Source organism: Pasteurella canis (assembly GCF_900454865.1).
GTDB classification, from domain to species: domain Bacteria; phylum Pseudomonadota; class Gammaproteobacteria; order Enterobacterales; family Pasteurellaceae; genus Pasteurella; species Pasteurella canis.
Map to the genome: position 1 here is coordinate 1,734,295 of NZ_UGTV01000015.1, position 25,721 is coordinate 1,760,015.

The 25,721-nt window shown below is 38.1% G+C and carries 24 protein-coding genes; 6 read left to right on the forward strand and 18 right to left on the reverse strand.

The genetic code is table 11. From position 1 onward, the window contains the following. Positions 1–111: 111 nt before the first annotated feature. The 15 genes from DYE19_RS08770 to hpaA all read right to left on the reverse strand — a co-directional run bounded on the left by DYE19_RS08770 (position 112) and on the right by hpaA (position 15,901). A complete protein-coding gene (locus tag DYE19_RS08770) occupies positions 112–1,494 on the reverse strand; it encodes a restriction endonuclease subunit S (protein WP_108511670.1) in 1,383 nt (460 codons plus the stop codon). Beyond that, positions 1,487–3,193: a class I SAM-dependent DNA methyltransferase gene (locus DYE19_RS08775; RefSeq protein WP_115323290.1), complete on the reverse strand. Its 1,707-nt coding sequence runs from the start codon at positions 3,191–3,193 to the stop codon at positions 1,487–1,489. The genes DYE19_RS08770 and DYE19_RS08775 overlap by 8 nt, the downstream gene beginning before the upstream one ends. 154 nt (positions 3,194–3,347) lie before the next feature. Continuing rightward, positions 3,348–4,793: an NAD-dependent succinate-semialdehyde dehydrogenase gene (locus DYE19_RS08780; protein WP_115323291.1), complete on the reverse strand. Its 1,446-nt coding sequence runs from the start codon at positions 4,791–4,793 to the stop codon at positions 3,348–3,350. Positions 4,794–4,808: 15 nt separating this feature from the next. Beyond that, positions 4,809–5,615, reverse strand: coding sequence for a 4-hydroxy-2-oxoheptanedioate aldolase (hpaI, locus tag DYE19_RS08785; RefSeq protein ID WP_115323292.1), 807 nt, complete (start codon positions 5,613–5,615; stop codon positions 4,809–4,811). Between the two features lie 12 nt (positions 5,616–5,627). Next, positions 5,628–6,431, reverse strand: a complete 804-nt coding sequence (hpaH, locus tag DYE19_RS08790; RefSeq protein ID WP_115323293.1) for a 2-oxo-hept-4-ene-1,7-dioate hydratase — start codon at positions 6,429–6,431, stop codon at positions 5,628–5,630. A gap of 13 nt (positions 6,432–6,444) precedes the next feature. Beyond that, on the reverse strand, positions 6,445–7,647 hold the full coding sequence (locus DYE19_RS08795) for a Bcr/CflA family multidrug efflux MFS transporter (protein ID WP_115323294.1): 1,203 nt from the start codon (positions 7,645–7,647) through the stop codon (positions 6,445–6,447). A gap of 39 nt (positions 7,648–7,686) precedes the next feature. Further along, complete coding sequence (locus tag DYE19_RS08800; protein ID WP_115323295.1) at positions 7,687–8,070, reverse strand: 5-carboxymethyl-2-hydroxymuconate Delta-isomerase; 384 nt, start codon at positions 8,068–8,070, stop codon at positions 7,687–7,689. 75 nt (positions 8,071–8,145) lie between these two features. Further along, positions 8,146–8,991: a 3,4-dihydroxyphenylacetate 2,3-dioxygenase gene (hpaD, locus tag DYE19_RS08805; RefSeq protein WP_049214983.1), complete on the reverse strand. Its 846-nt coding sequence runs from the start codon at positions 8,989–8,991 to the stop codon at positions 8,146–8,148. A gap of 18 nt (positions 8,992–9,009) precedes the next feature. Continuing rightward, a complete protein-coding gene (gene hpaE, locus DYE19_RS08810) occupies positions 9,010–10,470 on the reverse strand; it encodes a 5-carboxymethyl-2-hydroxymuconate semialdehyde dehydrogenase (protein WP_049214981.1) in 1,461 nt (486 codons plus the stop codon). An 18-nt stretch (positions 10,471–10,488) separates the two neighbouring features. Further along, positions 10,489–11,253 carry a fumarylacetoacetate hydrolase family protein gene (locus tag DYE19_RS08815; protein WP_049214979.1) on the reverse strand — a complete coding sequence of 255 codons (765 nt, stop codon included), beginning with the start codon at positions 11,251–11,253 and terminating at the stop codon, positions 10,489–10,491. A gap of 13 nt (positions 11,254–11,266) precedes the next feature. After that, the gene (locus DYE19_RS08820) at positions 11,267–11,974 is read right to left on the reverse strand and encodes a fumarylacetoacetate hydrolase family protein (protein ID WP_255313148.1); all 708 of its coding nucleotides are present in this window, start codon (positions 11,972–11,974) and stop codon (positions 11,267–11,269) included. After that, complete coding sequence (locus DYE19_RS08825; protein ID WP_082303074.1) at positions 11,953–13,281, reverse strand: TRAP transporter large permease; 1,329 nt, start codon at positions 13,279–13,281, stop codon at positions 11,953–11,955. The genes DYE19_RS08820 and DYE19_RS08825 overlap by 22 nt, the downstream gene beginning before the upstream one ends. A gap of 4 nt (positions 13,282–13,285) precedes the next feature. Next, positions 13,286–13,813 (reverse strand): TRAP transporter small permease, encoded by a 528-nt coding sequence (locus DYE19_RS08830; protein ID WP_049214978.1) that lies wholly within the window; start codon positions 13,811–13,813, stop codon positions 13,286–13,288. Positions 13,814–13,831: 18 nt separating this feature from the next. Beyond that, a complete protein-coding gene (locus tag DYE19_RS08835) occupies positions 13,832–14,854 on the reverse strand; it encodes a TRAP transporter substrate-binding protein (RefSeq protein WP_049214976.1) in 1,023 nt (340 codons plus the stop codon). Between the two features lie 153 nt (positions 14,855–15,007). After that, positions 15,008–15,901 carry a 4-hydroxyphenylacetate catabolism regulatory protein HpaA gene (gene hpaA / locus DYE19_RS08840; RefSeq protein ID WP_255313149.1) on the reverse strand — a complete coding sequence of 298 codons (894 nt, stop codon included), beginning with the start codon at positions 15,899–15,901 and terminating at the stop codon, positions 15,008–15,010. A 279-nt stretch (positions 15,902–16,180) separates the two neighbouring features. Between hpaA and hpaB the strand changes: the two genes are divergently transcribed. Together hpaB and hpaC are read left to right on the forward strand one after the other, a co-directional pair. Further along, entirely contained in the window at positions 16,181–17,779 is a 1,599-nt protein-coding gene (gene hpaB, locus DYE19_RS08845) for a 4-hydroxyphenylacetate 3-monooxygenase, oxygenase component (protein WP_115323296.1), read from the forward strand. A gap of 29 nt (positions 17,780–17,808) precedes the next feature. After that, positions 17,809–18,312 carry a 4-hydroxyphenylacetate 3-monooxygenase, reductase component gene (gene hpaC, locus DYE19_RS08850; RefSeq protein ID WP_115323297.1) on the forward strand — a complete coding sequence of 168 codons (504 nt, stop codon included), beginning with the start codon at positions 17,809–17,811 and terminating at the stop codon, positions 18,310–18,312. Between the two features lie 96 nt (positions 18,313–18,408). Here hpaC and ftsX read toward each other — a convergent pair whose 3' ends face one another. The 3 genes from ftsX to ftsY all read right to left on the reverse strand — a co-directional run bounded on the left by ftsX (position 18,409) and on the right by ftsY (position 21,478). After that, positions 18,409–19,344 (reverse strand): permease-like cell division protein FtsX, encoded by a 936-nt coding sequence (ftsX, locus tag DYE19_RS08855; RefSeq protein WP_115323298.1) that lies wholly within the window; start codon positions 19,342–19,344, stop codon positions 18,409–18,411. Between the two features lie 11 nt (positions 19,345–19,355). Further along, positions 19,356–20,006 (reverse strand): cell division ATP-binding protein FtsE, encoded by a 651-nt coding sequence (gene ftsE, locus DYE19_RS08860; protein WP_046339922.1) that lies wholly within the window; start codon positions 20,004–20,006, stop codon positions 19,356–19,358. 74 nt (positions 20,007–20,080) lie between these two features. After that, entirely contained in the window at positions 20,081–21,478 is a 1,398-nt protein-coding gene (gene ftsY, locus DYE19_RS08865) for a signal recognition particle-docking protein FtsY (protein ID WP_115323299.1), read from the reverse strand. A gap of 186 nt (positions 21,479–21,664) precedes the next feature. On the opposite strand from ftsY, the gene DYE19_RS08870 reads away from it, so the two are divergent. From DYE19_RS08870 to trmL, 4 genes are all read left to right on the forward strand, one after another. Further along, positions 21,665–22,624 (forward strand): hypothetical protein, encoded by a 960-nt coding sequence (locus DYE19_RS08870; protein ID WP_115323300.1) that lies wholly within the window; start codon positions 21,665–21,667, stop codon positions 22,622–22,624. Positions 22,625–22,956: 332 nt separating this feature from the next. Next, positions 22,957–23,559, forward strand: a complete 603-nt coding sequence (rsmD, locus tag DYE19_RS08875; RefSeq protein WP_115323301.1) for a 16S rRNA (guanine(966)-N(2))-methyltransferase RsmD — start codon at positions 22,957–22,959, stop codon at positions 23,557–23,559. Positions 23,560–23,570: 11 nt separating this feature from the next. Further along, entirely contained in the window at positions 23,571–25,085 is a 1,515-nt protein-coding gene (locus DYE19_RS08880; RefSeq protein ID WP_115323302.1) for a surface lipoprotein assembly modifier, read from the forward strand. Between the two features lie 125 nt (positions 25,086–25,210). Then, on the forward strand, positions 25,211–25,687 hold the full coding sequence (trmL, locus tag DYE19_RS08885; RefSeq protein ID WP_046339917.1) for a tRNA (uridine(34)/cytosine(34)/5-carboxymethylaminomethyluridine(34)-2'-O)-methyltransferase TrmL: 477 nt from the start codon (positions 25,211–25,213) through the stop codon (positions 25,685–25,687). The last annotated feature ends 34 nt before the right edge of the window (positions 25,688–25,721 follow it).

Consider the following 25,721-nt stretch of genomic DNA (forward strand, 5'->3'; position numbering starts at 1 on the left):
CAATATTTATTAAAAAATAATTTTATTGAGAGTGAGTGTGCAGGATGGGCTTTAGCCCATCATTGCCCCATTGTTTCTATTGATTGATGGGGCTGAAGCCCATCTCATCTTTTAACTATTTAATTCTCCCGAAAGCAACTTTGGTAATAAAGTATCTCTAGTCATTTTTAGCTTTAAAAGTTCTTTATGATTAGCAATCCATTTCTTATATAAATGAGAAACTGTAGACTGGTATAAATAGATCAAATCTCTAATAGGCAGCATAATAGCAACTTGTTCAATCCCACTTGAGCTAATATTAGCTTGAGCACTTCCTTGAGCACTTCCGATAATTTTCTCTGAAACATCAGATCTTCTAATTAAATTATAGGTATACCAGCAAGGTATATTTTTGAATAATTTGGACTCAAACTTTGCGACTCGTTGATTTACAAAAGCACATCTTCCATCAGATACATATATACCTATTTTTCCTACAGTAGCACCTGTCATTGCCATCAAAAAATCACCATCTGAAAGTTTAAATTTAGAAGCTACATTTGCAACCAGATCATTAATACATTGGCAATCTTCTAGAATAATATTTCCTGTTGAAGTAATATTTTTAATTTTTATTACAGGATTTCCTTTTTGTTCAAACTGGCTACTTTTGAATGCATATCCACCTTTTGCAGTTGCTATGTCGCCAATACATCCAATCCCCCACCCCTTCGGCACTTCTCCCAACTCACTTTCCACCATTTCGCTTGGGAAAAGTGCGGCTGTTTTTTCGAGGGTTTTGTAAGCCTCAAGATTTGTTTGTTGCATTTGAGAGAGTTCGGCGTCGGTTTTGCCAGAAATCACTTGCATGGCGGCACGTTCGGCGTCGGCGTGGGTGCCACCGTTGGTGAGAATATCAATTTTGGCTTTAACGGGGTCGAAATCCACAAACCAACTTTTAAAAATCGCTTGGGCGATTTGTTCTAGGGTTTGGTTGATTTGGGTGTTGAGTTGGATTTTGTTATCTAAAGCTTTTAATTGTCCAGAAATAAATTCTTGTTCACTAAAACTTGGAATTTTTAATGTTAATTTTCTTAATTCACTTTGTTTAATCCCTTTTACAGTAGATCCAGATGAACGGGCTTCTAATTGTTCCTGAATGTTTTTACTTTGTAATAAATAAAGTAAAAAATCATTCTGTAAAATTTTATCTTTACCTCTTAAAGTTACTATTCTTTGTGCTAAAGCGACTTTCTCATCTTTTAATTGAGCAACTTCACCTAAAGGAGCCTCTGTAGTCAAAACAATATCACCAATTTTTGGAAGACCTCTACTCATCCAACTCTCATAGTCTTCAACAGCAATAAATTCAGTTGCTTGCTCTAAACGACCATTTTTCACAACTTTTGCCGTAATTAAAGGAATTCCAAATCCTGTTTTAGTTGGAGTTTTTCCTCTATAATCAATTAAGGCATCTAAAACTTCTTCCAGCTTATATTCTTTCCAACTACTCATACCCCAACCCCGCTAAATTCTTTTTAATCTCGGCATTTAAACGTTCGCCTTCTGCTATTTGTTGGTGTAAAAGAGCGGTAAGTTTTTGCATTTTTTCTGCAAAAGGTTCTCCGTCATCCTCTTGTGCTATGGCACCCACATAACGCCCCGGGGTTAAGATGTAGTCGTGTTTTTGAATATCGGCAAGCTTGGCGGAATAGCAAAAGCCTGCTTCATCTTGGTAATCGTCACCATATTGCCAGTTGTGGAAGGTTTGCACGATTTTTTGAGTGTCGTCCTCAGTGAAATCACGCAACACACGGTCTTTCATATAGCCCAATTGACGGGCGTCGATAAATAACACTTCGCCACTGCGATTACGTTTTTTCTTATCAAAGGACACACCGTTCTTTTTGTCTTTGCTCAGAAACCAGATACAAGCGGGGATTTGGGTATTGGTAAACAATTGTCCCGGTAAGGCGACCATACATTCCACCACATCTTCCTCAATCAGGCTTTTGCGAATTTCCCCTTCACCGCCTGTGTTGCTACTCATACTGCCGTTTGCCAATAACAATGCCATGGAACCCGTTGGAGCAAGGTGGTAGAGCATGTGCTGCATCCAAGCAAAGTTAGCATTGCCTTCAGGCGGTGTGCCATATTGCCAGCGAGCATCATTTTCTAAACTTTTATGCCACCATTCTTTTAAGTTAAAAGGTGGATTTGCCATCACAAAATCCGCACGCAAATCAGGATGTTGATCTTCCGTGAAACTGTCGGCGTGTTTTTTGCCAAAATTAAAATCAATACCGCGAATCGCCATATTCATGGCGGCGAGTTTCCATGTGGTGGGGTTGGCTTCTTGCCCATAAATGGAAATCCGGCGGCGTTGTTCGTCGCTCGCGTAATGTTTTTCTTGGGCGTGGTTTTCAATAAATTTATCATTAGACACAAAAAATCCCCCACTGCCCATGGCAGGGTCGAACACGCGCCCTTGATAAGGTTGTAACATTTCCACAATCAGGCTGACGATGCTTTTCGGGGTGTAATATTGCCCACCTTGTTTGCCTTCGGCGAGGGCAAATTGACCGAGGAAATACTCATAAACATGCCCTAAAATATCTTTGCTTTTTAAATTGAGTTTTTCGCCTTGATATTCAGGATTGGCAAAAGAGGTGTCTGAAAATAAGCTAATTAGATCAATTAAGCGATGATCTTCCACTTGATATTGACTAATGCGAGAGAGGATATTTTTGAGTTTTGGGTTGCTTTTTTCAATGGTCTCTAAGGCAAGATCCACCAACCAAGAGACGTTACGCATTTTCACGTCTTCGCCTTTTTGATTTTGCCATAACACAGCACCTACGGGCGTGGTGGCTTTGGCTTTTAAGGTATCCCAACGGGCTTCTTTTGGCACCCAAAATACGTTTTCTTCGGTGTAATAATCTAATTGTTCAAGCTCGTTTGCTAGGGCTTGTTGGTATTCGTCCTCACTGTCGTAAAAACTGGGATCAAGATAATAGAGATGGTCAGGATCGGTCAATTGTTGTTGAATACTTTGTTGGCGGGCTAAAAAGGCATCGGAGACATATTTGAGGAAAATTAAACTTAAAATGACGTGTTTATAATTGGCGGCGTCCATATTAGAGCGAAGTTTATCGGCGGATTTCCATAATTTGGCGTCAAGCTCATTTAAATATTGTTGTTCAAGATGATTCATTTTTATTATCCATGCTGAATTGTGTGAAAGAAATTATCTTTGGCATTATAGGCTATTCTTAGTCTGTCTCAAAACCAAGGAAATTATTTAGTTTTCATTTTGTTAAAACAAAAAAACACAAGCTGTCACTTGTGCTTTTTTATTCAATTCAAATTTACACTTTCAAACAAAGGTATTTCATTTCCAGAAATTCTTCGATACCGTAGCGGGAGCCTTCGCGACCTAATCCTGATTCTTTGACACCACCAAAAGGCGCCATTTCATTGCTGATTAAACCTTCGTTAATGCCGACAATACCGTACTCTAATGCTTCTGATACGCGCCAGATGCGAGAAATATCTTGTGTATAAAGATAAGAAGCCAAACCAAACTCGGTATCATTTGCCATCTCGATCACTTGCTCTTCAGTATCAAATTTAAACACTGGCGCAAGTGGGGCGAAGGTTTCATCCCTAGCAACTAACATAGATTGAGTCACATCGCGCAATACAGTTGGTTCAAAGAAAGTGCCACCTAACGCATGTGGTTTACCACCCACCACTAAATTTGCACCTTTAGATGTCGCATCATCAATATGTTCTTGAATTTTTTTGACCGCACTTTCACTGATTAATGGTCCAATATTCACACCAGCTTCATTGGCACTGCCCACTTTAAAGGCGGCTACTTTAGTACTGAATTTTTCCACAAAATGTTCATATATTCCTGCCTGTACATAAATACGGTTAGTACAAACACAGGTTTGTCCGCTGTTACGGAATTTTGACGCCAGAATGCCTTCAATCGCATTATCTAAATCTGCATCATCAAATACAATCGAAGGCGCATTACCGCCAAGTTCAAGCGAAAGTTTTTTTACTGTATTCGCTGATTGTGCCATTAAAATTTTGCCCACACGGGTTGAGCCAGTGAAAGTTACTTTACGCACAATTGGATTTTCAGTGAGTTCTTTACCTACCTCAATCGCATTAGTTGAAGTAATCACATTGAACAGCCCAGCTGGCAAACCTGCTTGATGCGCTAATTCGGCTAAAGCTAAAGCGGACAAGGGTGTTTCTTGCGCAGGTTTTAACACTATCGCACAACCCGCTGCAAAAGCAGGTGCTGCTTTACGGGTAATCATCGCATTAGGAAAATTCCATGGCGTAATCGCTGCCACGACACCAATTCCTTGCTTGATAACTAATAAACGATGATTGGCTTTATCTTGTGGGAGAACATCACCGTAAATGCGTTTCGCTTCTTCAGCGAACCATTCAATAAAACTGGCACCATATAAAATCTCCCCGCGACTTTCGCTGATTGGTTTGCCTTGTTCTAAACTGAGTAATTGGGCTAACTCCTCTTGGTGCTCAATTACTAAGTCATACCAGCGTCGCAAAATATTTGCGCGCTCTTTGGGTGTCACTTTTTGCCATTGTTTTTGTGCTTTTGCCGCACATTCAATCGCATACTTTGTTTCACTTGCCGTTAAGTCAGGCAACTCACAAATCACCTCATTTGTTGCAGGATTGGTGACGGAAAATGTGTTTTTATTTTTCGCCTCCACATATTCGCCGTTAATATAGGCTTTCGTTTTAAGTAGAGAAAATTGTTGCATCTGACCTCCCAACAATTAATAAATTTGATTCGTTGTAGATGAACTTTCCATATGGTTTGATGACTTAAACTTGTGAGCCAGTTCTTTTAATGCACGCATTAATAACGAAGTATCTACGCCAACCGCAACAAACGTACAACCAAGTTCAAGGTAATACTTCGCCATCTTTTCATCTGCGTACAAAATACCTGCTGCTTTACCTGCTGCACACACTGTCTTGATCGCGTTCTCAATTGCTTGCTGCACTTCAGGATGAGAAGGATTACCTAGATGCCCTAATGATGCACTAAGATCTGCAGGACCAATAAATACGCCATCTACCCCATCGACTTCGGCAATTGCTTGCAAGTTCTCTAGCCCCTTTTTATTTTCCACCTGCACCAATAAACAGATTTCATCATCTGCCTGTTGTAAATAATTTGGAATATTATTCCAACGAGAAGCTCTTGCTAATGCACTCCCCACACCGCGTACACCTTTCGGTGGATAATGAATTGCCTGCACTAACTCTCTGGCTTGTTCAGCAGTTTCTACCATCGGAATTAAGAGGGTTTGCGCTCCAATATCTAACAATTGTTTAATAAGATGTGTATGTCCAATTGCGGGACGAATAATAGGAGTAGTCGGATAAGCTGCTACAGTCTGTAATTGGTGCAATAAGGTGCGCAACTCATTTGGTGCATGCTCTGCATCTAACAATAACCAATCAAAGCCTGCATTTGCCGCCAACTCACAAGCATAACCATCTGCTAGTCCAACCCATAAACCAATTTGTGCTTTTTTGTCTTTCAACGCTTGTTTAAACGGATTTTTTAGTTGCATTGTACGCCTCACTTAGACAAATTGCATGGAAATACTGCCTAGCTCATGATAATCCACATGGAAGGTATCGCCTCGACGCGCAGGTACAGGACGAGTAAAAGAACCGCCCAAAATAATTTCTCCTGCTTTCAACGTCACGCCGTAAGGATGTAATTTATTAGCTAACCAAGCGACACCTTTGATTGGATTATTCAATACCGCGGCAGAGACGCCAGATTCTTCCACTACGCCATTGCGATAAAGTACCGCAGCTACGCGGCGTAAATCCACATCCATCGGTTTAATCGCGCGCCCACCTAACACGACTCCTGCATTCGCTGCATTATCTGAAATAGTGTCAAAAACACGGCGAGGCACTTTAGTTTTACTGTCAAATTGTTCAATACGCGCATCAATAATTTCTAGCGCGGGGATAACATAATCCGTCGCATCAATTACATCAAAAATAGTGCAGTTTGGACCTGATAAGTCTTTTTTCAAAATAAAGGCAAGCTCGACTTCGACACGCGGTACAATAAAGCGATCAAAGGGGATTTCACTGTTCTCCTCAAAAAACATATCATTTAATAATGCACCATAATCGGGTTCATCAATTTGTGAGCTGTTTTGCATCGCTTTTGAAGTTAAACCAATTTTATGTCCTTTTAATACGCGCCCTTCAGCAATCTTCATCGCTACCCATGCTTTTTGAATTTCATAAGCATCCTCAATTGTGATTTCTGGATAAGCTAATGAAAATTGTGAAATCTGTGTACCTGATTTTTCTGCTTCATTTAAGCGTTGAGCCGCTTGTTGAATAATCTCTTTAGATAACATGGATAATTCCTCTTTATGCTGATGTTGAATTTGGTTTTAAAGTAATCATAAAGCCTACAACTGCGACTAATGCACAGGTACTCATTACCCAGAGCATAGTTTGTGGGCTATTATTAAAAAAATAAGACAAAGTACCACTTGCAATAAAGCCCCCAGCAAATTGCATTGATGCCGCTAATGCCATTGCGGTACCTGCAGTATGACTATGTTGTGTTAATAAATTGGTCATCACATTGGGCGTAATTGCTCCAGTTAAACCAACAAAAACAAAAAGTGGTAGCATAATGGCAAATAAAGATGTTGGATTTACACAGAAAAACGCGATTCCTGCCAAAAAAACGAAGCCAATTTCGACCATTAATACCTTATTTACTGCATAATGTTTAACACATTTATTATTCACTAACGTTGCTATCACAATACCAACAATATTAATCCCGAAATAGAACCCATAGTTCTGAGCAGGAATGTGAAAATAATCGATATAAACAAAAGGTGTTCCTGCCACATAAGTAAACATGCCACCAAACATTGCACCTAAACAGAGAATATAACCAAAAGAAGGACGATGTTTTAAAATACGACAATATGCTTGAAAAAAAGTCATCGTATTCAATGGCTGATGATGTCTATCCTGATTAGTTTCTGGTAAGAAAAAATATGTAATCAAGACACATACCAACCCCATCATAGCTAATAATAAAAATTGGCTTTCCCAACCAAACCACAATAAGATAAAACCACCAATGAAAGGCGCTAATAAAGGCGCTAGCATCGTGACTAATTGCATCATAGAGAGAACATGAGTAATACGATGTTGAGGAAAACTATCACGCACAATAGCTCGTCCCAAAACAGGCCCAACTCCACCACCAAATGCTTGCAAAAAACGTGCAACCAATAATTGTTCAATGCTAGTTGCTAAGCTACAAGCTAAGCTGGCAACGATGTAAATTACCATTCCTATCAATAACACAACTCGCCGACCATATTTATCGGAAATAGGGCCATAGCACAGCATGCCAACACAAAAACCAGTTAGAAATGTACTGACTGACAATTGCACCCATTCAATACTGGTATTGAGTTCTTGTGCAATTGTGGGCAAAGAAGGCAGATACAAATCAATTGAGAGTGGTCCAAAGCCAACTAACATAGCCAAGAAGCAGATAAGTGCAGTCTGATTCCATGTTGTTGTTTTTGTTGTTGATGGCATAATGACCCCATTTATTTCTCAATATAACGATGGCTTAGGCTATTTTTTAAACCGAAGATGCACGTTATTTTTTTTAAAATTTAATGTAGGATGCAATTCAGCTATTTCAAAAGATAGTGCGAAATAACGTTTCTCAAAAAGTGGTGTGAAAAAATCGGTTAAGATTCGGAATACTTGTTCACCAACGGGTTTTAAACTGTCTGCACAACGTCCTGCACCAATTTTTAATGTGATATGAACAAAAGCATCATCCTCTTTTCCATCAGCCATGCGATATACATCTACCCAATGTACGCGACTACGAATTCCACCCAAAGGAAAAATGCCCGTACTGGCAAGATAGTCATGCACTTGACTAAACAGTGGTTGCCAATCCACGTCCTCACGAAGATTTTCTGTTGCTTCTACAATAAAATGCGGCATAAAAAGCTCCTCTCTTTGCAGAAAGTGCGGTATGTTCTAAAAATATAGTGTAAAAACAAACCGCACTTTTAAAGACTACACAGGAAAGACTGCGTTAATTTGTCCTGTTCCTGAGCTTGGGAACAAGTCAGTCAGAATTTCCACTGGTTTATCATATTTGTCCCAACCAAGCATGCCTAATAACATGACAGTATCGTGCATGTTACCCTCACCACGACAGAAGTCAGCGTATTCTGGCAACATTTTACAAAAGTCTTTAAAGTTACCGTGACGCCACATATCCACTACATGTAGGTCAATTTGACGCTCAAATTCTCGAGTGTAGCTGTTCATTCCCTCTTTAGCTAAATGATCTGGAATAAAGTAATGGGATAAGGAACCACTCGCTAATACAGCAACTGTACCATCATATTCCCGAATAGCCTCTAAAACTGCCTCACCAAGTTTGCGGCTATCTTCAAAAGAATGTGAAGTACAAAACGCAGAAATTGAGATCACTTTAAATGCTTTATCTTCATTCATATAACGCATTGGAACAAGAGTACCATACTCCAATTTTAAGCTTTCAATTTCATGCGCTTGCGCGCGTACACCTTTTTCTACCGCATGTTTTACAATCATATGGCCCAGTTCTGGATTACCGTCATAATCGAAAGTAATATCACGAATAAAGTGTGGTAATTCATTACTGGTATAGACACCTTTAAAGTGAGAACAACAATTCACATGATAGGCACTATTAACAAGCCAATGTGTATCAAACACAATGATGGTATCCACGCCTAAATCACGACAACGTCGGCTAATTTCTTTGTGACCTTCAATGGCAGAAGCACGGCAGCCATAATGTTTGCCGGGTTGTTCTGACAAATACATTGACGGAACATGTGTAATCTTGGCTGCTAAAGCGAGTTTACCCATAATTTTGCTCCTTTAAATTTATAATCCCCAACGAGGAATCGGATGATCATGCATTGAGATGCATACATTTTTTAATTCGGCAAAAACTTCGAAACTGTATTCACCGCCTTCACGACCAATACCCGAAGCTTTAATCCCACCAAATGGTTGACGTAAATCACGCACATTTTGGCTATTCACAAACACCATACCTGCTTCAATACCATTGGATAAGCGTAGTGCTTTCGCAATATCTTTTGTCCAAATGTAAGAGGCAAGACCATATTCCACATCATTAGCTAAACGTAACGCATCTGCTTCATCTTTGAACTTCATTAAACAGACCACTGGTCCAAAAATTTCCTCTTGAGCAATGCGCATACGATTATCAACATCTGCAAACACGGTTGGTTGAATAAAGTTACCTTTTTGTAAATGGTCAGGTAAGTTTTGTGGACGTTCTAACCCACCAGCTAATAAGTTTGCCCCTTCCTCTAAGCCGATGCGAATGTAACCTGTAACCTTTTCATAATGTTGGCGAGTAATCATTGATCCGACTTGGGTATTTGGATCTTGTGGGTCACCTACGATTAAACGTCTTGCACGAGCAGCAAATTCTTTCACGAACTCGTCATACACCGTTTCTTGAATAAAGATACGAGATCCTGCTGTACAACGTTCGCCATTCAAGGAAAAAATTGTAAAGAGTGCAGCATCTAATGCGCGCTCTAAATCTGCATCATCAAAAATTAAAACAGGTGATTTTCCCCCAAGCTCCATTGAATATTTTTTCAATCCTGCATGTTTTAAAATATGTTTGCCTGTTGCAGTACCACCAGTGAACGAAATCGCCCGCACATCATCATGGGTCACTAATGCCTGTCCCGCTGTTGAGCCAAAACCTTGTACTACATTAAATACTCCTTCAGGAATGCCTGCTTCTAGAGCTAAACGACCAAGCTCATTAGCAGTCAGTGGTGAAAGCTCTGACATCTTTAAGACCGCAGTATTTCCTAATGCTAAACAAGGTGCTGTTTTCCAAGTTGCAGTCATAAACGGGACGTTCCAAGGTGACACTAAACCGCATACACCTACTGGTTGATAAAGGGTGTAGTTCAGCATTTTGTCATCAACAGGATAGCTGTGCCCATTCATACGCGTACATACTTCAGCAAAAAAGTTAAAATTATGTGATGCGCGAGGGATCAATACATTTTTAGTTTGGTGAATCGGCAACCCTGTATCCAAGGTTTCTAATTCTGCCAACTTAGCAACATTTTTATCGATTAATTCACCTAAATTACGCATTAAACGTGCACGTTCTTTGGCTGAGGTTTTTGACCATTTTGGGAACGCCTCTTTTGCTGCCTTCACAGCTGCATTAATCTCTTTTTCACCACCAGAGGCAACCTCACAAATCACCTCTCCTGTTGCAGGATTCAGATTCTCAAATGTTTCGTCACTGGTAACTTCTTTACCGTTAATCCAATGTTTAATCATAGGTTTCTCCTCTATATCTTAGGTATTTTTTGCAAAAAAGGCGGTTTCACTCACAATGTAATTTGTAAGTTTGCCAATTTGTTCAATTTCGATTTCAACACAATCGCCTACTTTGACATCTGCAAGCCCTTTTGGTGTGCCTGTTGCAATCATGTCTCCAGGTTGTAATGTTGTAATATGGGAAAGATGTTCAATTAAATATGCGATATCAAAAATCATATCTTTGGTATTGCCTTCTTGACATAATTCACCATTCACCCACGTTCTGAGCGTTAAATTCATTGGATCCTTCACATCTTCTTTATCCACAATCCACGGTCCAACAGGGGTCGTGCCAACACGATTTTTTACGCGTAAATTTGGACGATAATAATTCTCTAAATAATCGCGAATAGCATAGTCATTACATAAGGTATAACCTGCCACATAGTCCATCGCGTTCTCACGTTTCACATTTTTTGCAGTTTTGCCAATCACGACGACTAGCTCACACTCATAGTGCATATATTCCACATGATCAGGTCGCCAAGTTGTACTGTTATGCCCTGTATAAGTATGGTGGGTTTTCACAAAGACTAATGGTTTTTCTGGTGGCTTAAAATCTAACTCCGACGCGTGATCAGCATAATTCAAACCAAGTGCATACATCATACCGCTGGCAGGTGGCAGCCAAGTCACTGCCTCGGCAGGTAAAAGTTGTTTTTGTTCAGTTAATAACCCTTGCTCTTGTACTTCAACACTGTGGATTTGATCTTGATAAACCACTTTTGCATATTTACTCATAATCGCCCCTACCTTATTCCGCAATGGTGTTACTGACAGAACCTATTTGGACAAAATCCACACTGACCTCATCGCCCGCACTCGCTAACAATGGCATATCCTCTGTGCCTGTCAGCAAAATATCACCCGCTTTAAATGCAATGAATTGGCTCAAAAAACTGATTAATTCAGCTACGGAGTGCTTCATATCTAGATGTACATAAGATTTTTTAATAGCGCCATTTAATGCAATGTTAACCATCACTTCTGCAGAATTTGTTACCGCACTTTTCATAACGGTTTGTCCTAAAACACAGAAACCATCTTGGCAACGCCCTTCTATATCAGGACGATAATAACTACCATTTGGTAAAGAATACAAAGCAACAGGCACATAACCTGCAACAGTATATAAAGCATTTTCCACACTGACTCTTGAAGTATCTTGCCCAAAAACTACCCCTAAGTGCGGTTCAATTCTGAGTTGTTTTTTTCCTTCTGGTAACCATACTGTAGCACCACTACGATTATGTGTTGCTTCAGGTAATACATAAATAACAGGCGTTTTGGGCAGTGCTTTGTAAGGCGCTTGTTCAAATTCAGTTTGACAACGTTGCAATAAACGCTGTGAATTTAGAGCTATCACAAACACTGTCGGTTTGTTAGCGGCGCTTAGTTGTGTAATCTGTTTAGCTAAAGAGACAGACATAATTTCCTCACTTAAAATAAATGGACTAGCCATAATGCAATACTCGGGACACAAGCAATCACAACAATACGAAGTAAATCAGAGGCAATAAACGGTAAAACCCATTTTGATGTTGCTAATAAGGGAGTTTCTTTATCCATCTTATTGATAATAAATAAGTTCATCCCCACAGGAGGAGTAATTAACCCTATTTCCACTACCATTAATGCCACAATACCAAACCAAATCGTTTTATCTTGTGCAGATAATCCCCAAAAATCTAAGCCAAGAATGATTGGGTAAAAGATAGGAATCGTCAGCAAAATCATTGCAAGCGAATCCATCACGCAACCTAAGACGAGATAAATCATTAAGATACAAAATAAAACAAATAGTGGGGCAAATTGTTGCTCAACAACCCAGTTGGCTAATTGCGCAGGCATTTGTGTCAATGCTAATGCTGAATTTAATAAATCTGCACCAATCAACACCATGAAAATCATTGCGCTTGCCATTGCTGTTTGTAGGATACTGTCAACTAAGCCCTTCCACGTTAAACCACCTGAAAGCCAAGAAATCAAACCACAAGATGCCGCCCCAATGGATGCAGCTTCCGTAGGATTTGCCCACCCACCATAGATACTGATGATCACAACAGCAAACACAATAAAAATTGGTAAAACTTTCACTTGTGACTTTAACGCTTGGAAGAAGGGAACTTTTTCTGAAGTTGGTCCTGCATCAGGGCGCAAGCTAACCAGAATTTTAATCACAACCACATAACCCAATAAGGCTAAAATACCAGGCACAATTGCTGCCACGAATAATTTACCAATCGATTCTTGCGTTAACACAGCATAAATAATCAAAGGGACTGAAGGTGGAATTAAAATACCTAACGTTCCTCCCGCTGCTAAGGTTGCCGTACTCAGTTCACCAGAGTAATGACGTTTCTTTAATTCAGGAATGGCTACTTGCCCCATCGTCGCAGCAGTTGCTAAAGAAGAGCCGCAAATTGCACCAAATGCTGCGCAACTTCCTACAGATGCCATGGCTAACCCACCACGCCAATGTCCAATAAAGCTACTTGCTGCTTGAAATAAGGCCTTTGACATTCCACCATGTGAAGCCAGCTGTCCCATGAAAATAAATAAAGGCACTACTGCTAAGTCGTAATTAGATAAACGAGCGTAAGCCAAACCATTTAAGGTGTACATTAAAGAGTTAAGATCCCCTTGCCCTAAATACGCATATAAGCCAGCAGCAGCTAAAAACATCGAAATACTAATATGGATTCGGAGTAATAATAGGGTAAGTAAGATGAAGAACCCCACAATGCCCATTTCTAAGCCACTCATCATAAACTTAATCCTTTGCTGTTAAATGGATACAAAAATAATAAAAAGCACAACATCCCATTACGATAAAGCCAAGCATAATTGCAACATTTGGTATCCAAGTTGGGAAAGATAATAATGCAGTGACCTCTTCATATTCTTGTAATGTTTCACTTTGTAACCAAATACGCCAAACTAACAAGAATGAAACCAAACAGAGTAATAAATCTGCTAATGCATCCATTTTATTGCGTAAAACCAATGGAAATTTTGCGGTGAAAAAATCCACTTTTAAATGCTCAGACATAATTGTGCAAAAAGGGAGAAAGAGGGATGCAGCAACCGCACATCCCATTTGCATAATCTCAATATCACCAAGTACACCTCCATTCCCTAACTTTCTATCAACGAGGGAATAACAAGACATGATAATCAATGCAATAAATAACAACCCACCTAGAATTGCCATAGCTTTTGATACATGAAACAATCCCATACCAATTACGTTATTTCTCACTTTATTTGGAATCACTATAGCTTGTGTCGATTCGCTCATCGCACACCTCCTTGCTAATTATTGATGTTTTTTCACCATCTCACGTAAATCATCAATTAATTGTTGACCGTTTTTACCTTGTTTATTCATACTGTCGATCCAACTTTGTGTGAGCGAATCAGTCATTGCTTTCATTTTCTCAGTATGTTTTGGTCCGAATTCAGTAATCACCCCGCCATGGGCAAGCACTTTTTTACGCGCATTTTCTTCAGTTTTTTCCCAAGCCACCGTAATACGCTCTAATAAGGCAGGTCCAGAATGCTTATCAAGAATGGTTTTTAAATCTGCTGGTAATGAATCATATTTTTTCTGATTCATCACTAAAGCAAGTACTGTTACTGTTGGGAAAGGCTCACCTGCTGCAGGCATTACATGATACTTAGTCACCTCATCTAATTTCGTTGGAGGAACCACTTCCCATGCACCCATTGCACCATCAACAACACCTTTTGAAATGCTTTCCGCGACTTGTGAAGGAGCGATAGAAATCGCAGATCCGCCTAAAGCTTGAATAATTTGTGAGGCTAAACGAGTTGGTGTACGTAATTTGTTACCTTTTAAATCCTCTACTTCATTAAGTGGTTTATTAGAGTGGAATGTCACCCCACCATCACTTTGGATAGACAAGACTTTAAATTGCTTAAATTCTGTATCTTTGGCATATTTCTCAAAAAATTCCCAAGCAACTTTATTCCCAACACGCACATTAGGTAATAAAAAAGGTGTTTCTAACGCTTCAATCACTTTAAAGCGACCTGGTGAATAGCCTGGTGCAGTCCATACAATATCAGCAACACCATTACGTACTTGATCAATCAGTTGACCTGCTGTACCACCAAGTTGATTAGAAGGATACAATTGACACTCAATACGACCTTTTGATTCCGAATTCAAATCCTGACACCAAGGTACTAAAACATCATTGTGCATTGTTGAAAGTGCGGGTAGAAAATGACCTATTTTTAATACCACTTTGTCATTTGCGAAAGCAGAACTAGAAACTGCTAAAGTTACAGCGAGTAAGAGTTGACGTGTCTTCATAAAAAGTCTCCTTCACGTTCGTTGGAAAAGGCATTTAAGAACAAACAGCAGTCCAATGTAACCAATTTGTTAACAGGTTGTTACAGTTATAATAGAGTTACACAGAGTTTTAAATGTACTTTTCTTGTGAAAAATTGTACTTTTCACAAAAAACTAGGATAGATTAGAAGATATGTGATCTTGATCGCGAAATGCTTTTGGCGATAAATTTGTTTCCTTTTGGAAGAAGCGTGAGAAGTAAGCGGGATCTTTAAAGCCTAAATCATAGGCAATTTGATAAATAGAATATTGGCTAAAAAGTAACTTTCTTTTAGCCTCTTGAATCTGACGTTCTATAATTAATCTTTTCGGCGACGTTGCTGAGAAATGCTGGCAAATGGCATTTAATTTACTTTCACTAATGCATAATTTATCCAAGTAGTCATTAATACGCCAATTATTCTTAAAATTCTCCTCGATCAAAAAATTAAATTGGTTAAAAAGGTATAACTCGTTATTCCTCGGACTGTATTTTTTCTCATCGCTTTTAGATAAACGATAAATCTCTAATAAAATTAACTTTGCACATAAACGAAGTGCGGTCTGTTTTTCTTCTGTATTATGTCTGTACTCCGATGCCAGCAGATTAAATAAATATTCAAACTTGAAGATTTGTTGCTGTTGTTCGCCTACCTGAGATAGCTCAATACACATGGGGTAAAAATAATTAATGTCTCTTTTTAAAGATTCAAGTAATTGCCACACAAACGCTTGCGGAATAGTTAGAACATGTCCATGTGTATCTAGGTCAGTATAGAAACCATGAGGTATAGAAGGCGGTGTAATAAAAAAACAAGGTGCGTACAATTGATATTCATGAGCATCAAGTTGTAATCTAATACTACCTTCTGTTAAATAATGGACTTGATAAAAACGATCATGAAAATGTACTAAAGATTTTCTACCATAAAATAACGCTAAATTATCAAATGTTTCATAATGAATAATATTACTGTCTTCCTGCCCTCCATAGGTTTTCTCAATATTAATATTTTGAGTTTCAGCCACTTGATCGACCATCATTTCCTCTGATTACTCATATTGTTAATGAATAACCCGACTGTAAACTATGCTTAACTCAGTGTATAGCACTCATATTCAAAAGAGCGATAGAGATCACATTTTAATCATTTTTATAGCAGAAATACGGAAAAGTACATTTTTTGCCAAGAAAATTGCATTTTATCTTTGTAACAAATCCACTATAAATTTAACAAATTCGCAACATCTAACCCTGCTTTATCCTAGATGCTATTCCTAATCTCATTTGTTCAAAAGGAGTAAACCATGACTCAAGTAGAAAAAAAAACACACAAATTACCTGATGATTTTAGAAAAGAAAAAAATCGCCCATTTACTGGTGAAGAGTATTTAGCTAGCTTAAGAGATGGGCGCAAAGTTTATATTTACGGAGAATTAGTCGAAGATGTCACCACACATCCCGCTTTCCGTAATGCAGCAGCTTCTGTTGCAAAGCTATATGATGCCTTACATGATCCTGCAACAAAAGATGAATTATGCTGGGAAACAGATACAGGTAATGGCGGTTATACTCATAAATTCTTCCGCTATGCGCGCAATGCAGAAGAGTTAAAAGAGCAAAGAGATGCGATCGCAGCTTGGTCACGCTTTAGTTATGGTTGGATGGGGCGTACGCCAGATTATAAAGCTGCTTTTGGTAGCGCACTCGGTGCTAATCCCGAATTCTATGGAAAATTTGCAGACAATGCTCGTCACTGGTACAAGCGTATCCAAGAATCTTGCCTATATTTTAACCATGCCATCGTGAATCCACCAATTGATCGTAATAAGCCTATTGATCAAGTAAAAGATATTTATGTCAAAATTGAAGAAGAACGTGAAGACGGAATTGTGGTAAGTGGTGCGAAAGTGGTTGCGACCAACTCTGCATTAACGCACTATAACTTCATTGGTTTTGGTTCGGCGCAAATCATTGGCGATAACGATGACTTCGCTCTTATGTTCATTGCGCCAATGGATGCTGAAGGCGTAAAACTGATTTGTCGCCACTCTTATGAATTAGCGGCAGGTGCAACTGGTTCACCATTTGATTTCCCACTATCAACACGCTTTGATGAAAATGACGCAATTCTTGTATTAGATAAAGTGTTTATCCCTTGGGAAAATATTTTAATCTATCGTGATCTAGACCGTTGTCGGACTTGGGCACAATATGCAGGTTTTGCTACCTTATTCCCAATGCAAGCTTGTACTCGTCTTGCAGTAAAATTAGATTTCATCACAGGTCTATTACATAAAGCCTTACAATGTACAGGTGTCATTGAATTCCGTGGTGTTGCAGCACAGATGGGTGAGGTCATGATGTACCGTAACTTGTTCTGGACATTAACCGATGCAATGGCAGGGTCATCCTATCAATGGAAAAATGGTTGTCAAATGCCAAGTGCCCAAGCAATTCAAACTTATCGAGTAATGGCGCCAATGGCCTACCATACAGTGAAAAAAATTATTGAACAAACTGTAACAAGTGGGTTAATTTATTTACCTTCGCATATCCGTGATTTCAATAACCCAGAAATTGATCAGTATTTAGAAAAATATGTACGAGGCTCAAACAATATTGAATACCGTGATCGAATTAAAATTTTAAAACTACTTTGGGATGCAATTGGCACTGAATTTGGTGGTCGCCATGAGCTCTACGAAATCAATTATGCGGGAAGTCAAGAAGAAGTCCGTTTACAAGTACTAGGACAATCAACAGGCAATGGTACATTACAACGTTGTTTCGATCTTGTCGATAAATGTTTGGCTGATTATGATGAAAATGGCTGGAAAGTACCACATCTCCATAACTCAGCTGATATTAATATTTTGGATAACTTAAACCGTTTTTCCAAATAACTAAGCAGATCATATTAAGGAAAATCATTATGCTTACGCCAATTCAACAAAACTTCCGTAATTCCATGGCAAAATTAGCCGCTGGTGTGAATATTATCACAACTAACGGTCCTGCTGGGAAATGTGGGATCACTGCAACCGCGGTATGTTCAGTTACTGATACACCGCCTACTGTGATGGTCTGTATTAACAAAAACAGTGAAATGAATCCTGTTTTTCAAGCGAATAAACGCCTTTGTGTTAATGTGTTAAATGCGGAGCAAATCGAATTAGCCCAACATTTTGCAGGATTTAAAGGCAGTTGTATGGATGAGCGTTTTGAATGGAATGTGTGGCAACCACAAGAAGATTCTGCATCAGTTCCATGTTTAAAAAATGCGTTAGCAAATTTGACAGGAACAGTTGTGGATATTCGAGAAATTGGTACACACTCTATGTTCCTAGTTGAACTCGAAGAAATTCAAGTTTCTGATGAAGGACAAGCATTAGTGTACTTCTCACGCAACTTCCATACAGTAGGAATAACAGAATAGTACTCTTCTTATAGAAATTATAGAAAAAAAGCGATTGCCTAGATAGCAATCGCTTTTATTTTTTTATGGAAAGAAGAAGTTAATGCGGTCTGTTTTCTAATTTTTTTGTTCTAACATTTTAATATGGCGAGTTGCCGCAATCCATGCGCCGACATACCCAACCAGTGTACACACAATTATTAAAAATAAAAACTCTGCAAAATTGACACTATTTAGCTCAAACTGCACGGCAAAAATATCAGTAACATATTTTACGGCTTGAGTAAAATAGCCAATTGCTAGACTACTAAATAGACAAGCAAACAAACCACCTAATACAGCATAAATCATCCCTGTATACAAAAAGGGACGCAGAATAAATTGATCAGTCGCTCCCAATAATTTCATTACTTCAATATTTGCCTGACTACTATAAACATCCGAACGAATACTATTACCAATAACTAAAAATACAGCTAATGTCATTAACACTGCACAAAAAATAGCAACATGTGCCACTAGCCAAGTTAAGGCTGTCAATTTTTCTAACCAATCATTATCTAAACGTACTTCCTGTACCCCTTTGATTTTGTCTAAGTTTTGTCGTAACTCATTACGCTTCTGTGACTGGTTATATTCTGGTGATGCTCTAACCACCACTACAGCAGGCAAAGGGTTATCATCTAATATATCCAATTCATTATTAAAGCCAGACCAATCACGAAATGCATTTAAGCTTTCTTGACGAGAAATATAATTTAATGATTCAACACCTGTTTGCTGACGAATTTTTTCTACCACCAAATTAGCATCTTCTTCACTCAACGTCTTATGCAAGTAAATTGTTAATTCACTTTCAGGATAAAACTGTGTTGTTGCTTGATGGATATTTTTCCACAACAAGTAACTGACGGTAGGAATAGTTAAGGAGACACTGATGACTAAAATAGTCAATAATGTACCGAAACGGCGTTTAAGTAAATCTGCCCATACTGCACGTAACACATAATGTATTTGCACCCAAAATGGCGCTTGAACACGACGAGATCCCATTATGATTTTCCTCAACGTAAATAACCTTGCTCAAGAACAAGGCAAGGTTTTGGTTTTTGTTGGATAATATTCAAATCATGGGTCGCAATTAAGACTGTCATGCCCAGTTGATTTAACTCTTCAAACAAACTAAAAATTTCAAAAGATAAGCTATTATCAAGATTACCCGTTGGTTCATCTGCTAATAATAATTGTGGTTTATGCACAATAGCTCGAGCAATATCAACACGTTGTTGCTCTCCCCCAGACAAATGTATAGGCAAATGGCTGCCTCGATCACGCAACCCGACGCGATCTAATGAAGCAAGTGCACGGGTTTCAGCTTCTTTTGGATGCATACCTGCAATAATTAAGGGTAAAGCTACATTATCAACAATTGAACGATCCGTTAATAAACGATAATCTTGATGTACCATGCCAATTTGACGGCGTAAAAAAGGGATTTCATAGGTGGATAAGCGAGTAATATCATGCCCATTAAACCAAATTTGTCCACCGTTAGCGCGTTCCATCCCCATAATTAATTTCAGTAATGTACTTTTACCCGCACCAGAATGCCCAATAACATAATGCATACTGCCTACAGGTAAATGAAAACTGATATTTTGTAAAGCAGGTTTACCACCTAAATACGCTTTACTCACATTCGAAAATCTAATCATTTTTTTATCTACTTCTTAAGTGTCATCCACATAAAGATTCGTACTTGTAAAACTGACTTGCTTTATTTAACACATCAATCTTCATGCACAAATAACGCCTCAATAAACTCATCTGCATTAAATTCACGCAAGTCTTCGATTTTTTCACCTACACCAATATAACGAATTGGTAAATTAAATTGATCTGCAATAGCAAAGATGACTCCACCTTTTGCTGTGCCATCTAATTTCGTTAAACTAATACCAGTTAGCCCCACTGCCTCATGAAATAATTTTGCTTGACTAATTGCATTTTGCCCAGTGCCCGCATCCAGCGTTAACATAATTTCATGTGGTGCAGTTTCATCATATTTTTTCATCACACGAACAATTTTTTTCAACTCATCCATCAAATTGTTTTTATTTTGCAAACGCCCTGCAGTATCTGCAATCAACACATCTATATTACGTGCCGCTGCTGACTGCATAGCATCAAAAATTACTGATGCAGAATCTGAGCCTGTACTTTGTGCAACAACAGGAATATGATTACGTTCACCCCATACTTGCAACTGCTCTACCGCTGCTGCACGGAATGTATCACCCGCAGCTAACATAACCGATTTACCTTCTTGTTGAAACTTACGCGCTAACTTACCAATCGTTGTTGTTTTACCTACGCCATTAACACCCACCATCAAGATCACATAAGGCTTTTTACTTTGATCAATGATTAATGGCTGTGTAACGGGCTTTAAAATTTCTGCCATTTCTACTTTTAACTGTTGATACAATAACTCTGCATCCTGTAATTGCTTACGGCTAGCATGTTGCGTTAAGTTATGAATAATTTTTGTAGTGGTCGGTACACCTAAATCTGCGACTAAGAGTTGTTCTTCCAACTCTTCAAATAATTCATCATCAATTTTTTTACCTAAAAACAGACTACGAAAACCCACACCGATATTTTGTTTTGTTTTTAATAATCCTTTTACTAAACGACTAAAAAAACCACCCTCGCTCGGTTTTTCCTGTTCAGTAACAGTAGACGCAGTTTGAACTGCTATTTCTTCTACTATTTCAACATGTAAATCATTGTCATGCGTCGTAACTTGCTCCACCACTTCTTGTTCAACTAATTCAGAAGCCGAATCGAACATAGGCATCTGCTCAAACGAAGCCATATCCTCATCACTAACGACAGGCTGCACTATATTTTGAGTTACTGTCTCTATACTATCTTCAACTAAATCTCGCTTTTCTATTGTAATATGCTCTTTTTCTAAAGAAGAAACCTCGTCGATAGAAGCTATATTGTTTTCTAATTGCTCTGTCTCTGTTGATGCTGATACTGATTTATTTATATCCACCTCAGCTGGTTTGACCAGTTCTTGTACAGAAGATTCTTCTGTCAACTTTACCTCTTGTTGTTCTTTTTTCTTACCTAAGCCCAACCAAGACCAGAAGCCATTCTTTTTATTTTCCATTGATATTATTCCCGCTCAAAAAGTGTGTGTAAATTCTCATTATAAACGAACAAAATTACCTGATAGTTTACCATTGAATAGACAAGCAAGGAAAAATTTCCGCAAATTTGGATAAAAAAGCGTAAAATATATACAATCTTTAATAAAGTAGTACGCTATAAAATTATGTTTATATTTAAAAAAGGAATTAAAATGAAAAAAGCTATTTTGAAATTAAGTCTTATTAGTCTTTCAGCACTCTTAGTCGCATGTGGTGGCGGTGGAGGTGGAGGCTCTAGTGGTAATGATGCTAAGCAGCCACCACAACCGATTCAACCAGAGCCACCTGCGCCAAATAATCCAAATGATAATGGACCAAAATTAGATGACCCAAAGCAGCCCCAACCGCCTAAAAAAGATGTGGAGCCACCTAAGCCAGCTCCAGAGGCGAATCTTAATTGGCACACAGGCTGTACTGCGTCAAGTAATAGTTCTTGTAATGAAGAAGGAAACAAAAATTCTGTTAAAGTGTATAAATTAACAACTACTGAAGATCCTCATCACTCAGAGACAGATATTACAACAGAAACAGTGAGCAGCATTACTTTACAGAACGGTATTAATAATGGTGATGGATATAGCTTTACTTTACTAGATGAAAATCAAGGAGATATGTACTACGGATATCGCCAACGTGCTAATGTAAATAGAGATGGTAGTCACTATGAACTTGTCTATGCTGTGAACAATGATTATGTCGCAACATTACCAAATAACTATACAGCAACATATAAGCAAGATGGTGGGTTTATTTATACACCATATGTATTATCTAGCAGTGCACAAAATATAATAATAAAAAAAGGAAATGTTGAGATATATTATAAGGACGGTAATGTAAATGGAGAAGTGTACGATACTATTGATAAAACTCATCCTATTTTTAATATAACAGGAAAAAATACTCAGTTAACAATAGAGTCAACTAAAAATATTAGTATATCAGGCACTCCTATTTCTGAAAATCAAAAAGCCTCTATGGAAGTTAAGTTTATTAACTCTAAGAAAGGCACTAATGATTACAAATATATTATTGGAACAGGAAAATCACACCCTGGAGCAAATAAAGAAGTAGGCTTTTCAGCTTTACTCTTTGCTGAAAAAGAGAAGTAATCCAGTTATAGAAAAGAGAGATATAGTCTCTCTTTTCTTTTTTAAATCCAATATAACTGCTTAATATTTTCATTTGAAACATTAATACACATTAAAATAACCCATTAATACATGAAAATTTTCTGCTTAAAGAAAAGCTAACATTTAACCAAAAACTTTACAAAAAATAAAAGTAACTATTTAATAAATATAAGTTTTCTGTACAAATAAAAAAATATCGCATATATTATCGCTTCTTAAAATGCCTCTATTCAATGAAGATATTTCCTTCTTGAGAAAAAAAGATAGGTATTATTAAAAAAATATTATAAGCCTCCCCTATTATTAATAAAATGCAAAAAAACACATTTAAGCAGAGTCAACAACAAGGATATGTACGTATTATTGCGGGCTTGTGGCGTGGACGAAAGCTCCCTGTATTAAGTTTAAATGGCTTGCGCCCTACGGGTGATCGCGTCAAAGAAACTTTATTCAATTGGCTTATGCCTTATATTGTTGATGCTCATTGCCTTGATTGCTTTGCGGGTAGTGGTTCACTTGGTTTTGAGGCACTATCTCGCCAGGCCAAACAGGTCACTTTCGTAGAACTCGATAAAAAAGTAGCAATACAACTACAGAAAAACGTACAAACGTTAAAATGCTCTCTTGAACAAGCAAAAGTGATCAACCAAAATAGTTTACAATTTTTAAAATCTATACAAAACACACCGCACTTTGATATAGTTTTTGTGGATCCACCTTTTCATTTGGGGTTAGCACAACAAACTATTGACTTACTAGAGAAACATCATTGGCTGAAACCTAATGCGTTGATTTATGTGGAAACAGAGAAAAACCAACCCATTACAGTACCAACACATTGGCAGATACTAAAAGAAAAAATCACAGGGCAAGTTTGCTATCGACTTTATTGTTATCATACAACTTCAAACTAACCAATAAACTTATGAATAAGAAACAACATTTTTTAACTTTTTTTATAACACTGACATGTTATGGAGTCAGCATTGCACCCACTGTTTTAGCGCAGCAAGTAGTCAACGTTGATAATCAGCGTCCTGATGAACACTTTCATAAAGCATCTCAAGTGCAACTTCAGTCACATTTACCAAATAAATCTAGACACGATCAAACTCCCCAAACACAAAATATTTCACTCACTGCTGAACAACTACTACAACGCCCAGATTTATTATTGCGTGCACTCATCCCAGTTTTAAGAAATAATGATATGCGTGGCGTTGAAATACTTCTTCCTATTTATGAAAAACTTCCAGAAAAAGATCCTTTTTTATTGAAGTGGGCAAACGCCATTCTGGCAAAAAAACAAGGCAAATTAACAAAATCCATCCGCCTTTATCGTGAATTAATTGCTGAACAACCAAGGCTACAACCTGCACGCTTACAATTAGCGATTGCACTGATGCACAACCACGAATATGAAACAGCTAAAGAACAATTTAATCGTCTACGTGCAGAAAATTTGCCACCACAATTAATACAAATTATTGATCGCTATATTCATTCAATTCACGAACAAGATAGTTGGCATTTTTATAGTGGCGCAAATTATTTACGTGAAAATAATGTTAATAACGCCCCTCCAAAAGGCACTAAAGTAGGCGGCTTTACCCCATCGAATGAGCCTGAAAGTGCTGAAGGTATCAGCTATTTCTTCGGTATAAATAAAACTTGGTCGATTAAAGATGGCTTTTTTGCTGAGTTTAATACAGATATTAACGGAAAATATTACTGGAACAATCACAAATATGACGAATTATCACTACGTATTGGCTTAGGCGGTGGCTATCGTAACGCTAAAACAGAAATAAAATTAATTCCTTATATGGAGCAATTTTGGTACGTTGGTGGAGAAAATGCTGAACAACATGCCAAAACATTACACCGCTATTCTAAAACAGGGGGCGCCTCATTGGATCTTGGTTATTGGCTAAGTCAAAATTGGAAAATATCAACTGAATTTGAATATGGTGAACAGCGCTACCTAAGTCCTGAGCGTAAAAAATCGAATGGGAATTTGTATTCTTTATCTAACACAGTTATGTATTTCCCAAACAGCCAACAATATTGGTTTGTAGGTGCTGATTTTTACCGTAAAAATGCGCATTGGAAAGCTAATGCTTTCGATCGTCGTGGCGTTCGCTTAGGCTGGGGGCAAGAATGGCCAAAAGGTATTTCGACACGTTTACAATTAAACTATGCTAAGCGCTCATATCATATGCCCTCTGCCCCTAAAAATGCTATTTTTGCGCCAAGCTTCTTTAAAATTGCGCAGAAAAATAAAGAATACGGCCTGAATTTTACTGTTTGGCACCGTAGCATTCACTGGCGAGGTATTACACCTAAAATCACATGGTCATATCAAAAAACTGACAGTAATAATCCATTCTCAAGTTACGACCGAAACCGCGTATATCTAAGTGTCAGTAAGAGCTTCTAAGCAAACCAAAATGCCCAAATTTTATATTGGGCATTTTCTGATAAAGCACAATAACATCCTAACATTTAGTCCACACCAAATTTATGCTAAACTTTATCCTTCTTTTTGATTAATAATGATTAGATATGTTAGACATTGTGTTATACGAACCTGAAATCCCACAAAACACAGGTAATATTATTCGTTTATGCGCAAATACGGGGTTTCGTTTGCATTTAATTGAGCCATTAGGTTTTACTTGGGATGATAAGAAATTACGTCGCTCAGGCTTAGATTACCATGAATTTGCTGAGATAAAACGACACAAAACATTTGATGTATTTTTACAGATAGAACAACCTAAACGTCTTTTTGCCTTAACAACAAAAGGAACACCAGCACATAGCCAAGTACAATTTGAAGTGGGTGATTATCTAATGTTTGGTCCTGAAAGCCGCGGTATTCCTATGCATATTCTTAATAACTTACCCGCACAACAAAAAATTCGAATTCCGATGACAGCAAATAGCCGTAGCATGAACTTATCTAATTCTGTTGCTGTTGCTGTTTATGAGGCTTGGCGCCAGCTAGGTTATCAAGGTGCTGTTAATATCTCAAGTTAATGCCCAACTATTCAGAAAATAGACTACACATTAA